This is a genomic window from Mesorhizobium sp. M0678 (assembly GCF_040320505.1).
In the GTDB taxonomy this organism is placed as follows: domain Bacteria; phylum Pseudomonadota; class Alphaproteobacteria; order Rhizobiales; family Rhizobiaceae; genus Mesorhizobium.
The window spans coordinates 124,300-136,045 of sequence record NZ_JAMYPT010000010.1; the positions used below are offsets into that span (position 1 = coordinate 124,300).

Sequence of the window (11,746 nt, forward strand, 5' to 3'; positions counted from 1 at the left end):
CCTCAGGCGGCCGGGGCAAGCCCGCTACCGCTCACCATGAAGGAACTGCCTTGCGGCTGGCCGGTGGCGAGTGCGACCACCGCCCGTCCGACATCGGCCGGCGTTTGCATGTCGGTCATGGCGGCGATGAAGTCCGCCGGCTGGATGCCCATATAGGCCGCTATGCTGTCGACGCCGGCTTTGCCCACGCCGGTTTCCGGCATGATGCGCATCGGCGCGAGCGCCATGAAGCGCAGGCCGAGGCCAAGCCGGTCGGCCTCCTTCTGGCTATGACCGGCCAGGAACATCTGCATGCGTTTTGCGCCGGCATAGCCGCCGGCGTTCGGTGGTCCGCCGGTCAAAGCCGCGCCGCTGGAGATCAGAACGATCCGGGTCCCCGGTTTGAGCGGACGCCGCAGAGCGGCCCGGCAAAACAGGAACGACGCCTTGACGTCCGTGTCCCAATTTGCCGAGAACGCCTTCCAGTTCTGTTCATGCACCGGCGCAGAAGGGGCCAGCGCACCTGCGCAGATCACCAGTACGTCCGGCTCAAGCGCGGCGAAGACCTTATCCGGGGCGGAGTCCACCGTAGCATCGACCGCGAGCGTCTTCACGCCCGAGACCTCCCAGGCAAATTGCGCCAGGGCCTGTTTTCCGCGGGCGACGGCCAGCACCGTCGCTTTCTCCTTGAGAGCGGCCTCCGCGATCGAGCGGCCGACACCACGGCTGCCTCCGACGACGACGACATTCTGATTTTGCAACGATCCCATGGATCACCTCTCGTTCCCGGCCGCCGGACCATCCAGACGCGCTCATCGATAAGGACAGCGCAGGCGGGTGGAAATCATCGGTGCCAGGCGGAAATATCTTTCAGGTGACGGCAGCCGCGCGTCGCTTTTGTATTCAGTGTCATTACCTCTGGGGTAATCGACCAGCGCACTACGTCTCGGCAAAATGCTCCCATCAAGCCGGTTGTCCGGCCTTCGACCACAAGGAGACACGCCATGACCGCCTACGCCGTCGCCCATATGCGCCAGGTCACGCCGGGGCCGCAGATCGTCGAGTACCTGCACAAGATCGATGCCACGCTGGAACCGTTTGGCGGCCGCTTCGTGGTGCACGGAGGCGAGGTGGAAATCGTTGAAAACACCTGGCCGGGCTATCTCATAGTCATCGAGTTTCCCAACCGGCAGCAGGCACGTGCATGGTACGACTCGCCCGCCTATCAGGAGATATTGCCGCTGCGCACCGGCAATTCCCAGTCCGACGTGGTCTTCGTCGACGGCGTCCAGCACCCCCACAAGGCCACGGACGTGCCTGAATAGGGGGAATGATCGGGTACAACCGGCGTCTATGGTGCCGCCATCTATCTGGCGGCACCGAATTTGGATCGCGTCTGCATCGGCAGCTTCACCGCCCCTGCAGCACCTTGATCGCGTTGGACATGTCGCCATGCGACAATGCAGCCAGGTAATCCGAGTAGTTGATCCTCCCGTTCGCGAAGCCGTTCATCAATCGCGTGCAGAACGTGTGTTCCAATCCGGCATCCGGGACGTTCATGAGCGCGGCGAGGTTTGCCCTTTCAACCTTGCCGAACCGCATCTTGAATTTGGTCATGCACCGCTGGATCGCCTGCCGTTTCAGCGCCGGGCTGCCGCTCAACGCGACTTGTCCATTCTGGAAATCGGTCTTCGACGTCGTGCATCCGGAAATCAAAGTGGCCGACATCAAAGCTGTTGCTAATACTAACGTCTTCATTGCTTCCCCCAAACCAACCCGTTTGAGACCTGTTAAAGCAACAAAGAATGCCGGGCAACTTCATTGGATTGAAAATTGAAAATATGGTTTCTTGCGCAGGTCTGAGGTTCGTTGCTTCTGCCTGTCAAACCTATCGTTTCAGCAGGAATACCGCTTGCTGGCCGAAAAAGTTCCAGAACCACCAAGGCATGGAGAAGCCGATCCGCTGGCCGTTGGCGTCGAGCGCGGTTGCCTTTTCCACCGTCGCGCCAAGCTCGTCGCACAGATTGACGAAGTCGCGAATGGTGCAGAAATGGATGTTGGGCGTGTCGTACCAGGAATAGGGCAGGTCCTTGGTCACCGGCATGCGGCCGTTGAAGAGCAGCGAAAGGCGCACCCGCCAGTGGCCGAAATTCGGGAATGAGACGATGGCGCGGTTGCCGATCCGGAGCAGTTCGTCGAGCACCAGCTTCGGATTGCGGGTCGCCTGCAAGGTCTGCGACAGAACGACGAAGTCGAAACCCTTGTCGGGATAGAATTGGAGATCCTTGTCGGCATCGCCTTGAATAACCGACAGGCCGCGCGCCACGCATTCGTTGACGCCGCGCTGCGACAGTTCCAGGCCGCGACCGTCGACCTTCTTGGTCGCCTGCAGCAATTCGAGCAGCAGGCCGTCGCCGGAACCGACATCCAGCACCCGCGACTGCGGCGGGATGAGATCGGCGACGACTTCGAGGTCGACGCGCTGGGCGCGGTTGACGCTCATGCGTTCGCCTCTTGCCTGACGCATGACCCTGATCCGAAAAGCCTGCAACTTTTCGGGGTCATGCGCTGATGCCTGGCACATGGTCCTGATCCGAACAATCCGCAACTTTTCGGGGTCATGCGCCGAGCCCTCTCGCCCGCGCGGCCGAGGCGATGAAGCCCTTGATGGCGGCGAACAGTTCCGGTTCGTCGAGCAGGAAGGCGTCGTGGCCGCGGTCGGTCTCGATCTCGACGAACGAGACCGAAGCGCCGGCCGCGTTCAGCGCGTGCACGACCGAGCGGCTCTCCTCGGTCGGGAACAGCCAGTCGCTGGTGAACGAAACCAGGCAGAAGCGCGTCTTGGTGCCGGCGAAGGCATCGGCCAACCGGCCGCCATGGTCGGCGGCGAGATCGAAATAGTCCATCGCCCGGGTCATGTAGAGATAGGAGTTGGCATCGAAGCGATCGACGAAGGTCATGCCCTGATGGCGCAGATAGCTCTCGATCTGGAAGTCGGCATCGAAACCAAAGGTCAGGGCTTCGCGGTCCTGCAGGTTGCGGCCGAACTTGCGGTGCAGCGCTGCTTCCGACAGATAGGTGATGTGGGCGGCCATGCGCGCCACCGCCAGCCCCTTTTCCGGCCGCTTGCTGTGCTCGAAATACTTGCCGCCATGCCAGTCCGGGTCGGCCATCACCGCCTGCCTGCCGACCTCGTGGAAAGCGATGTTCTGCGAGGAATGGCGGGCGCCGGTGGCGATCGGCAGCGCCGAGAAGACGCGCTCCGGATAGCTGGAGGCCCATTGCAGCACCTGCATGCCGCCCATCGAGCCGCCAAGCACGCTGAACAGCTGTTCGATGCCGAAATGCTCGACCAGCATCAGCTGCGCCCGCACCATGTCGCGGATGGTGATGATCGGCAGGTCGAGCCCGTAGGGCTTGGCGGTGGCGGGATTGGTCGAGGCGGGGCCGGTGGAGCCGAGACAGCCGCCGATGACGTTTGACGAGATGACGAAGAAACGGTCGGTATCGATGATCTTGCCGGGACCGATCAGCACTTCCCACCAGCCCGGCTTGCCGGTCACCGGATTGGTGTTGGCGACATGCTGGTCGCCGGTCAGCGCATGGCAGACGAGGATGGCGTTGGAGCGCGCGTCGTTGAGCGTGCCATAGGTCTGGTAGGCGATCTGGAACGGCGACAGCAGCGTGCCGGCGTCGAGCTTGAGCGGCTTGTCGGCGCCGAAACGCAACACCGGGCTCGACGGCTGGTCGGCCTCGTTGTTGGTTTTTCGCGCGCGCAAAGCGACCATCACATCTCCTTGCCCGGCCTTCAGTTGTCCACCGGTCTGGGCAACAAAAAACCGGCCATGCCTTCGCAAAGCCGGTTACAAGATGCAAACGGCCCTTTAGCAAGTTGTTTAACGTGGCTGCAAGCCGACCGGCCAAATCACCACGGAACTGTAGCCGTTCTTCTATGACTCGCGCATGGCTTCGTCAACGGCAAGTTCTTGATCCCGAATTGCCGGCCCCTCGACATTCCGGGCCACGGCTTGTATTTCCGCTGCGGCTTCCGGATGGAGGCACTCTCGACGGATTTCATGAAATGAGCCAGACACCGGATCAGACACGTCCAAGGCCCCGCGCCGGCATCATGGACATCGAAGCCTATGTGCCCGGCAAGAGCGCGGCGCCTGAAGGTGTCGCCAAGGTCCATAAATTGTCGGCGAACGAGAACCCGCTCGGTCCTTCGCCAAAGGCGATAGAGGCCGCGCGCGCGGTCGCCGACAAGCTCGCGGTCTATCCCGACGGCAGCGCCAGGCGCCTGAGGGAAGCGATCGCCGAGGTGCACGGGCTCAACCCGGCGAACATCGTCTGCTCCAACGGCTCCGACGAGATTCTGGGCCTGCTGGCGCAGACCTACCTCGCGCCCGGCGACGAAGCCATCATCACCGAACACGGCTTCATGGTCTACAAGATCTACATACAGTCGGCCGGTGCCGTCCCGGTGACGGTCAAGGAGACCGATGAACGCGCCGATATCGATGCGATCCTCGCCGCGGTGACGCCGGCTACCCGGATCATCTTCCTTGCCAATCCAAACAATCCAACCGGCACCTACGTGCCGTTCCAGGAGGTCCGCCGCCTGCATGCCGGCCTGCCGCGAAACGTGCTTCTGGTGCTGGATGCAGCTTACGCCGAATATGTCCGGCGCAACGATTATGAAGCCGGCGTCGAGTTGGTGGGCAGCGCGGAAAACGTGGTCATGACCCGCACTTTCTCCAAATTGGGCCTGGGCGGGGCGCGGATCGGCTGGATGTATGCGCCAATGCACGTCATCGACGCGATCAACCGCGTGCGGGGACCCTTCAACGTCAATGCGACGGCAATCGAGGCCGGCATCGCGGCGATCCGCGACCGTGCCCACATCGAACGCAGCGTCGCGCACAACGAGACCTGGCTGGCCTGGCTGAGCGAGCAATTAAGCGGGCTCGGGCTGCGGGTGACGCCGAGCGTCGGCAATTTCATCCTCATCCACTTTCCCGAGGACAAAAAGCATTCGGCGGCGGCCGCCGACGACTACCTCAGTGCGCGCGGCTACATATTGCGGCGCGTTTCCGGCTACGGTTTTCCGAACGCGCTGCGCATGAGCATCGGCACCGAAGAGGCCAATCGCGGCGTTGTCGCAGCACTCGCGACATTCCTGAAAAGCTAGAACACCATGACCTCACCGATGTTCGAAAAGATCGCGCTGGTCGGCATCGGCCTGATCGGCTCGTCGCTGGCCCGCGTCATCCGCCGCGAGGGACTCGCCGGCCAAGTCGCGATTTCGACGCGCAGCGACGCGACGCTGGCACGGGCGAGCCAACTCGGCCTTGGCGACACCTATACGACGGATGCGAAAGAGGCGGTTCGCGATGCTGATCTGGTTATCGTTTCGGTGCCGGTCGGCTCTTCAGGCACGGTCGCCGCAGAGATCGCGCCGGCGCTGAAGAAGGGCGCCATCCTCACCGATGTCGGCTCGACCAAGGCATCGGTGATCGCGCAGATGCAGCCGCATGTGCCTGATGGCGTGCACTTCATCCCCGGCCATCCTTTGGCCGGCACCGAAAAATCGGGACCGGACGCCGGTTTTGCCGAACTGTTCGAGAACCGCTGGTGCATTTTCACGCCTCTGCCCGGTACCGATCCCGCAGCACTGGAAAAGCTCTCGGAATTCTGGCGCCGCTGCGGCTCCAACATCGACACGATGGACCCGCAGCATCACGACATGACGCTGGCCATCGTTTCGCACCTGCCGCATATCATCGCTTACAACATCGTCGGTACCGCCGACGATCTGGAGTCGGTGACCAAGTCCGAGGTCATCAAATACTCGGCTTCCGGCTTTCGCGACTTCACCCGTCTCGCGGCGTCCGACCCGACCATGTGGCGCGACGTCTGCCTGCACAACAAGGACGCCATTCTCGAAATGCTGGCGCGGTTTTCCGAGGATCTGTCCTCGCTGCAGCGGGCGATCCGCTGGGGCGACGGCGAAAAACTGTTCGACCTGTTCACCCGCACCCGCGCCGTCCGCCGCTCGATCATCGAGGCCGGCCAGGATATCGACGTACCGGATTTCGGCCGCCAGGCAGTCGAACACCCGCCGAAGGGATAAGCCGCGGCAGGCCGATCGCAGGCCAGCCTGGCTTACAGCGGTTCATCGTTTCACAGAAACGCCGAACCGCTCTATCTCTTTGTTTTTGCGCAATTCCGGACGGAAAACCGTTTCACACTTTTCCTGGAGTTGCTCTAGTCGAGCGGCTTGATCTTGCCGAGCGGGATGAAGCCGAGCGAGGCCTTGCCCCTGACGATCTTCAGCGGCATCGACGGCTGGTTGCCGAGCAGCGCCAGTCCGGCAAAGCCGGTTTGGATCTGTTTCTTCTGCTCGGGGATGGCGGTGGCGAGGATTGCCGCCACGGCCTTCGGATCATTGAGCCTGATTGTCAGGTCGGCATTTATGAGACCGTCGTCATCGACCGACAGCGGTCCGGAAACGGTGATGCGCGCGGTTCCGGACGACAGATCGAGCTTGTGGATTTCGGCGGCCTGGCCGCGAAGGCTCTTCGGATTTGCCTTGATCAGTGTCACGCCGTTCTTCAGCGTCAGGTCGCCGCTGCCGTCCAGCGGCGGCAAGACGCGCCCGTCGATGGCCGCCGCGTCGATTTCAAGATCGGTGAAATTGCCGGCATAGTCGATGTCCGGGCCGTTTGGGCGCAATTGTCCCGTGGCGGTTCCGGCGCTGAACAGCGAGACGGGATCGGTGTCGTCTGCCGGATCGGTCTGGCCGGACAGGCCTTCTGTCTGCAGCGAGAGGCGCCTCGGCAGCGGCCAGGACAGCTTCATGTCGGCCCGCAGATCATCCCAGTCGATCCAGAGCGGGGTCATGCCGGGAACTGAGGTCCTGAGCGGCCCCCTGAGCTCGGCGGCAGGCGACAGAAGCCGCGTGATCTGCGTGGCGGCGTTGATCTTGCCTGTCGATGCCGCGACGTTGCGGCTGTCGTCCTCGTAAGCCAGGCTGTCGCAGGAAACGGTGAAGCTGAAGGGATAGCCGCTGACCGCGAGATTGGCGCAGTCGGCCCTGATGCCTTTGTCGTCGAGATCGGCGACCGCCTTGTCGGTCGCGCTCTCGACCAGGTCCGCCAGGTAGAACCAGCCCGCGCTGTAGATGCCGAACAGCACGAGAATGAAAGCGGCAAGCCACAACAGGCGGCGACGTTGGCTGGGCGGCGGGCGCTCGTCACTTGACGTCATGCTGCGGCTTTCGTTAACGCGGGTGGCACGGGCGGGCTGTCGCTTGCGGCAACAACAGGTAGACGGACTGAAACACCACCGGTGGGTGGTTCGTCACAATCAGGCTTGGCGATATGGGCGATTTTTGGGTTTTTGGCTACGGCTCACTGATCTGGCGACCGGGATTCGCGCATGTCGAGACGCGGCGCGCCCGCCTGCATGGCTACCGCCGTTCGCTGTGCGTCTATTCTTTCGTGCATCGCGGCACGCGCGAACGGCCGGGCCTGGTGCTCGGCCTCGACCGCGGCGGCTCCTGCATCGGGCTCGCGTTCCGGGTTCCAGGCGAGCTGCGCAACGAGGTCATTACCTATCTGCGCGAACGCGAGCTGGTCACCAACGTCTATCTCGAACGTGTGCTCAGCGTTCGCCTCGACAAGGGTAAAACGGATGGGGGCGAGACGGTCGACGCCGTCGCCTATGTCGTGGACCGCAGCCATGAGCAATATGCCGGTGCGCTCGACGCAGCCGAGGCGGCGGCCGTCGTCCGCGGCGCCGTCGGCCAGTCGGGGAGGAATGAGGATTACGTGCTCAGCACGCTGGAGCACCTCGAAGCACTGGGTATAAGCGACCACTGGCTGGAAGACGTGACAAGACGGGTCGCGACGTAGCTTCGGTGTCGTGAGCGGGCTACATCCTGAAAATCTGTTTTCCAAGATCGGCGCGATCCAGGCTGTTTGCCACGGCAAGCTTGAACTCGGTCAGCGGGTGGAGACCGCCGACAGGAACGTGGAAGCCGGGCTGGCCGAAGGTGTCGATAATCTCGCGTAGCACAGGCCGGTCGGCTTCGGCCAGCGGCGAAAAGAAATAGCGATAGATATTCGCCCTGATCTCGACGCCGCTCAGCAAGACATCGAAATTGTGCAGCTCGAAGCGCTCGGCACTCATGCCGCCATTGATCACCATCTGCCCGCCGAGCGCCAGGGTGCGGATCAATTCGCCGCTGACAGGTCCGCCGACATTGTCGATAATCCCGTTCAATCCGGCGCCACCGGTGATATCCATCACCGCTTCCCGGATACTTGTCTTCAAGTCCGAAAGGTCAAGAATGGCGCCGACGCCAAGCGTCTTCAGGTCGAAGCTTTGGTGCGAGCGCCGCACAAGCGCGATGACGTTGATGCCGCGTCGTTGGGCGAACTGCATCACCATTGTCGAAATCGACGAATAGCCGGCCGTGACAGCCAGCCACTGGCCAGGCCGCACACGGGAATCCACCAGCAGATCCCACGCGGTAATGGGGTTCACCATCTGCCCGGCGCGTTCGACCGGATAGCCGGCAGGCAACGGGATCAGCCATTCGGCGGGAATCGCCGCGTACTCGGCCCAACTGCCATAATAGCTGAATGCGACAAGCGTGCCCGGTTCCAGCAAAACGTCCGCGCCAACGGCTTCGACGATGCCGGCGCCATGGTTTCCCGCGATCTGCCGGGGAAAATGCGGCTTCTTCGGTTCGGGATAGAGGTTCTGGATAAACAGGAAGTCGCCCGGATTGATCGAGGCCGAGACCATCCTGACCAGCACTTCGCCGTCGCCGATCCGCGGCATCGGCAGGTCGTCCACATAGAGCACGTCGCGCGGCGAGCCGATGGCGTCAAATACAATTGCTTTCATTCCGGTCTCCACAACAAACGATCCGGGGCAAACAGTCCGGGCTTGGCCAGACCGTGCCGAGATTTGCGTCGGCGCCGCGGAACCTATGGCCGGCCGGCAAAGGTCTGAATTGGCAGATTTGACAATCTATGTGCTAAACTTGCCAGATTGTTTCCTCAGAGGGTACTGGTTTGGAAATTCGGGACAGCGTCTTGAAGCCCGACACGGCGCGGCGGGTCGCGGTTTTGTGAAGCGCCGGCGGGCTGGAAAAGAGGCTATGCGTTTGACGTTGCCACGGTGCGACATAGGTTAGCTCGGTCGGCGGCTCCCACCCGCCCCAGCATGAATCACCATGGAGATCAGCCTTGCAGAAACGTCGTCTCGGTCGCACCGACCTATCCATCGCGCCATTGGTTCTGGGCGGCAATGTGTTCGGCTGGACCGCCGATGAGAAAACCTCGTTCGACCTGCTCGACCGCTTTGTCGACGCTGGCCTCAACGCCATCGACACGGCCGATTCCTATTCGCGCTGGATTCCCGGCCACGAGGGCGGCGAATCCGAAACCATTATCGGCAAATGGATGAAAAGCCGCGGCAACCGCGACAAGGTTGTCGTTATCACCAAGGTCGGTTCGGATATGGGGCAGGGCAAGAGGGATCTGTCCGCCGCCTACATCGAAAAGGCCATCGACGCCACGCTGAAGCGGCTGCAGGTCGATACAATCGATCTCTATCTGTCGCACTGGCCTGATCCGGCCACTCCCTATGAGGAAACGCTCGGCGCCTACCAGAAACTGCTCGACAAGGGCAAAATCCGTTATGCCGGCGCTTCCAACCTCGACGCCGCCCAGTTGCGGGCCGCACTCGACGTAGCAAGCCTGCGCGGCCTGCCGCGCTACGAGGTGCTGCAGCCGGAATACAACCTTTACGACCGCTCGTCCTTCGATGGTCCGCTGCGTGATCTGTGCGCGGCCGAGGACATCGGCGTCATCACCTATTTCAGCCTCGCCAAGGGGTTTCTGAGCGGCAAGTACCGCAGCGAGGCCGACCTCGGCAAAAGCCTGCGCGGTGGCGGTGTGAAAGGCTATCTCAACACCCGCGGCATGCGCATTCTCTCAGCGCTCGATGCCGTTTCAGCCAGACATTCGGCCAAGCCAGCGGAAGTGGCGCTTGCCTGGGTCATGGCACGGCCCGGCGTCACCGCTCCGATCGCCAGCGCGACGACGCTCGACCAGCTCGACAGCCTGGTGCGTGCCGCGTCGTTGCAGCTCAGCCCGGACGATATCGCCGAGCTCGACAAGGCCAGCGCATAGCCGCGCACGATCGTTCAAGACCGGCGCCGCTGCCTTGCCCTACCGTCCCTGCATCGTCGCAGGATGCAGGGACGTCGCATGGCCGGACAGGGTCTTCTCGATCAGCAGCTATGGCAGCAATTGCTGGCGCTTGTGCTGGCATCGGCCATCGTTATGGGCAGCCCGGGGCCGGCGACGATAAGTGTCACCGCGATCGGCGCCGCATTCGGCCTGCGCGATTCGCTCCGTTATGCCTCGGGAATCGTTGTCGGGACGGTCCTCGTGCTTTTGGTGGTGGCGACGGGCATCATGGCCGTTCTCACCGCGCTGCCGAAGCTCGCAGCGCTGTTGGCGGTCGCGTCAGCAGCCTACATCCTCTATCTGGCGTTCAAGATAGCGACGACGCCGCCACTGGCGGCACGCATTGGTGGGGCGGCGCTTCCCACTTTCCTGGGCGGGTTCCTTCTGGCCGTTGCCAATCCGAAAGCCTATGTGGCGATTGCCGCCGTGTTTGCCGGCGCGTCTTCCGGCACCGGCGGTCTTGCTATTTCAGCCAAGCTGGCGGTCCTCGCCTTGATGATTGTTGCCATTCATCTCTTGTGGCTTCTCGCCGGCGCGGCTTTTGCACGTTTGTTGCGCAAACCCTTGGCGTCGCGGATCATCAATCTGGTGTTTGCCGTGACGCTGGTTGCGACGGCCGCGCTGGCTGCCCTGCCATAAGTCTTTGTGGCATCTGAGGCCGTTGTTTCAGCCTTTCAATTCAGGTTTCGCATCCAGCTCACCAAGCCGTTTCATTGCCGTCGGCGGCATCGGCGGCGGGTTCGGCGTCTGCGCCGCCTCGACGAGAAGCTGGTCGCAGGCGGCCTCCGTCTCGCCGATCAGCCGTTGCATAAATTCGTCCTTGCCGAGGCCGGGCGGGATCGGTGGCAGGAAGCGCGCCTTGATCGTGCCGGGATAGCGCAGGAACTTGCGGCGCGGCCAATAGAGGCCGGCGACGTGAGCGACCGGCACCACCGGAATGCCAAGTTGCGCGTAGAGTTCGACGATGCCGTATTTGTAGACCGGTTCGTCGCCCGGCGCCCGGCGGGTGCCCTCGGGATAGATGATCAGCTGGCGCGGATTGCGCGCCAATTCCTGTTTGGTCGCGGCGATCACCGTCTTCAATGCCTTCGAGCGGCTGCCGCGGTCGACAGGAATCATCCGCATCTTCAAAATGTACCAGCCGAAGAACGGGATCCAGGTCAGCTCCCGTTTCAATATGTAAACGGGATCGTCGAGATACGGCAGGAAAGCGATCGTGTCCCAGAAGGACTGGTGCTTCGGCGCCAGGATGAAGGAGCCTTCAGGCAGGTTTTCCTGGCCGGTGATCTCACTTCTGGTGCCGGCGATCTTGTCGTAGAGCCACATGCTGGTGCGCGACCAGAATTTCGGCACGAACCAGGCGCGATGGCGTGGCGACAGGAAATAATACGGGGTCCAGAGGATCATCTGGACGATCAAATTGAGGTAAAAGGCGAGATTGAACGCCAGCGAGCGGAAATACAGCATACAGCATGTGCCCGGTGAGGAGGTGTGCGTTG

At 62.4% G+C, this 11,746-nt stretch carries 13 protein-coding genes and 1 riboswitch; of the genes, 6 read left to right on the top strand and 7 right to left on the bottom strand.

What is annotated here, in order from left to right; genetic code table 11:
• Nucleotides 1–2: 2 nt before the first annotated feature.
• Nucleotides 3–749, bottom strand: a complete 747-nt coding sequence (locus NKI29_RS19380) for an SDR family NAD(P)-dependent oxidoreductase (protein WP_352452472.1) — start codon at nucleotides 747–749, stop codon at nucleotides 3–5.
• Nucleotides 750–983: 234 nt separating this feature from the next.
• On the opposite strand from NKI29_RS19380, the gene NKI29_RS19385 reads away from it, so the two are divergent.
• Entirely contained in the window at nucleotides 984–1,304 is a 321-nt protein-coding gene (locus tag NKI29_RS19385; RefSeq protein ID WP_352570575.1) for a DUF1330 domain-containing protein, read from the top strand.
• An 85-nt stretch (nucleotides 1,305–1,389) separates the two neighbouring features.
• On the opposite strand, the gene NKI29_RS19390 is transcribed toward NKI29_RS19385, so the two are convergent.
• The 3 genes from NKI29_RS19390 to metX all read right to left on the bottom strand — a co-directional run bounded on the left by NKI29_RS19390 (nucleotide 1,390) and on the right by metX (nucleotide 3,767).
• On the bottom strand, nucleotides 1,390–1,737 hold the full coding sequence (locus NKI29_RS19390; protein WP_352471436.1) for a hypothetical protein: 348 nt from the start codon (nucleotides 1,735–1,737) through the stop codon (nucleotides 1,390–1,392).
• 130 nt (nucleotides 1,738–1,867) lie between these two features.
• Nucleotides 1,868–2,482 (bottom strand): methionine biosynthesis protein MetW, encoded by a 615-nt coding sequence (gene metW / locus NKI29_RS19395; protein WP_352570637.1) that lies wholly within the window; start codon nucleotides 2,480–2,482, stop codon nucleotides 1,868–1,870.
• A gap of 115 nt (nucleotides 2,483–2,597) precedes the next feature.
• On the bottom strand, nucleotides 2,598–3,767 hold the full coding sequence (gene metX / locus NKI29_RS19400; protein WP_352570574.1) for a homoserine O-acetyltransferase MetX: 1,170 nt from the start codon (nucleotides 3,765–3,767) through the stop codon (nucleotides 2,598–2,600).
• Nucleotides 3,768–3,843: 76 nt separating this feature from the next.
• Nucleotides 3,844–3,921: riboswitch (SAM riboswitch) on the bottom strand.
• Between the two features lie 139 nt (nucleotides 3,922–4,060).
• On the opposite strand from metX, the gene hisC reads away from it, so the two are divergent.
• A complete protein-coding gene (gene hisC, locus NKI29_RS19405; protein WP_352570573.1) occupies nucleotides 4,061–5,170 on the top strand; it encodes a histidinol-phosphate transaminase in 1,110 nt (369 codons plus the stop codon).
• A gap of 6 nt (nucleotides 5,171–5,176) precedes the next feature.
• Nucleotides 5,177–6,112 (top strand): prephenate/arogenate dehydrogenase family protein, encoded by a 936-nt coding sequence (locus NKI29_RS19410; RefSeq protein WP_023677912.1) that lies wholly within the window; start codon nucleotides 5,177–5,179, stop codon nucleotides 6,110–6,112.
• A gap of 134 nt (nucleotides 6,113–6,246) precedes the next feature.
• On the opposite strand, the gene NKI29_RS19415 is transcribed toward NKI29_RS19410, so the two are convergent.
• Nucleotides 6,247–7,248, bottom strand: a complete 1,002-nt coding sequence (locus NKI29_RS19415) for a DUF2125 domain-containing protein (protein WP_352570572.1) — start codon at nucleotides 7,246–7,248, stop codon at nucleotides 6,247–6,249.
• 113 nt (nucleotides 7,249–7,361) lie between these two features.
• Between NKI29_RS19415 and NKI29_RS19420 the strand changes: the two genes are divergently transcribed.
• Complete coding sequence (locus tag NKI29_RS19420) at nucleotides 7,362–7,895, top strand: gamma-glutamylcyclotransferase (protein WP_023677914.1); 534 nt, start codon at nucleotides 7,362–7,364, stop codon at nucleotides 7,893–7,895.
• Between the two features lie 19 nt (nucleotides 7,896–7,914).
• Here the strand turns inward: NKI29_RS19420 and NKI29_RS19425 are convergent, their stop codons facing one another.
• Nucleotides 7,915–8,895 (bottom strand): quinone oxidoreductase family protein, encoded by a 981-nt coding sequence (locus tag NKI29_RS19425; RefSeq protein ID WP_352456700.1) that lies wholly within the window; start codon nucleotides 8,893–8,895, stop codon nucleotides 7,915–7,917.
• Nucleotides 8,896–9,239: 344 nt separating this feature from the next.
• Between NKI29_RS19425 and NKI29_RS19430 the strand changes: the two genes are divergently transcribed.
• Nucleotides 9,240–10,187 carry an aldo/keto reductase gene (locus NKI29_RS19430; RefSeq protein WP_352570571.1) on the top strand — a complete coding sequence of 316 codons (948 nt, stop codon included), beginning with the start codon at nucleotides 9,240–9,242 and terminating at the stop codon, nucleotides 10,185–10,187.
• A 78-nt stretch (nucleotides 10,188–10,265) separates the two neighbouring features.
• On the top strand, nucleotides 10,266–10,886 hold the full coding sequence (locus NKI29_RS19435) for a LysE family transporter (RefSeq protein WP_352570570.1): 621 nt from the start codon (nucleotides 10,266–10,268) through the stop codon (nucleotides 10,884–10,886).
• 27 nt (nucleotides 10,887–10,913) lie between these two features.
• Here NKI29_RS19435 and NKI29_RS19440 read toward each other — a convergent pair whose 3' ends face one another.
• On the bottom strand, nucleotides 10,914–11,714 hold the full coding sequence (locus NKI29_RS19440; RefSeq protein ID WP_352456697.1) for a lysophospholipid acyltransferase family protein: 801 nt from the start codon (nucleotides 11,712–11,714) through the stop codon (nucleotides 10,914–10,916).
• Nucleotides 11,715–11,746: the final 32 nt, after the last annotated feature.

What these genes read in the sequence shown, in the direction of transcription:
- NKI29_RS19380 (WP_352452472.1), bottom strand. Translation starts at nt 749, where the DNA reads ATGGGATCGTTGCAAAATCAGAATGTCGTCGTCGTCGGAGGCAGCCGT.
- NKI29_RS19385 (WP_352570575.1), top strand. Translation starts at nt 984, where the DNA reads ATGACCGCCTACGCCGTCGCCCATATGCGCCAGGTCACGCCGGGGCCG.
- NKI29_RS19390 (WP_352471436.1), bottom strand. Translation starts at nt 1,737, where the DNA reads ATGAAGACGTTAGTATTAGCAACAGCTTTGATGTCGGCCACTTTGATT.
- metW (WP_352570637.1), bottom strand. Translation starts at nt 2,482, where the DNA reads ATGAGCGTCAACCGCGCCCAGCGCGTCGACCTCGAAGTCGTCGCCGAT.
- metX (WP_352570574.1), bottom strand. Translation starts at nt 3,767, where the DNA reads ATGGTCGCTTTGCGCGCGCGAAAAACCAACAACGAGGCCGACCAGCCG.
- hisC (WP_352570573.1), top strand. Translation starts at nt 4,061, where the DNA reads ATGAGCCAGACACCGGATCAGACACGTCCAAGGCCCCGCGCCGGCATC.
- NKI29_RS19410 (WP_023677912.1), top strand. Translation starts at nt 5,177, where the DNA reads ATGACCTCACCGATGTTCGAAAAGATCGCGCTGGTCGGCATCGGCCTG.
- NKI29_RS19415 (WP_352570572.1), bottom strand. Translation starts at nt 7,248, where the DNA reads ATGACGTCAAGTGACGAGCGCCCGCCGCCCAGCCAACGTCGCCGCCTG.
- NKI29_RS19420 (WP_023677914.1), top strand. Translation starts at nt 7,362, where the DNA reads ATGGGCGATTTTTGGGTTTTTGGCTACGGCTCACTGATCTGGCGACCG.
- NKI29_RS19425 (WP_352456700.1), bottom strand. Translation starts at nt 8,895, where the DNA reads ATGAAAGCAATTGTATTTGACGCCATCGGCTCGCCGCGCGACGTGCTC.
- NKI29_RS19435 (WP_352570570.1), top strand. Translation starts at nt 10,266, where the DNA reads ATGGCCGGACAGGGTCTTCTCGATCAGCAGCTATGGCAGCAATTGCTG.
- NKI29_RS19440 (WP_352456697.1), bottom strand. Translation starts at nt 11,714, where the DNA reads ATGCTGTATTTCCGCTCGCTGGCGTTCAATCTCGCCTTTTACCTCAAT.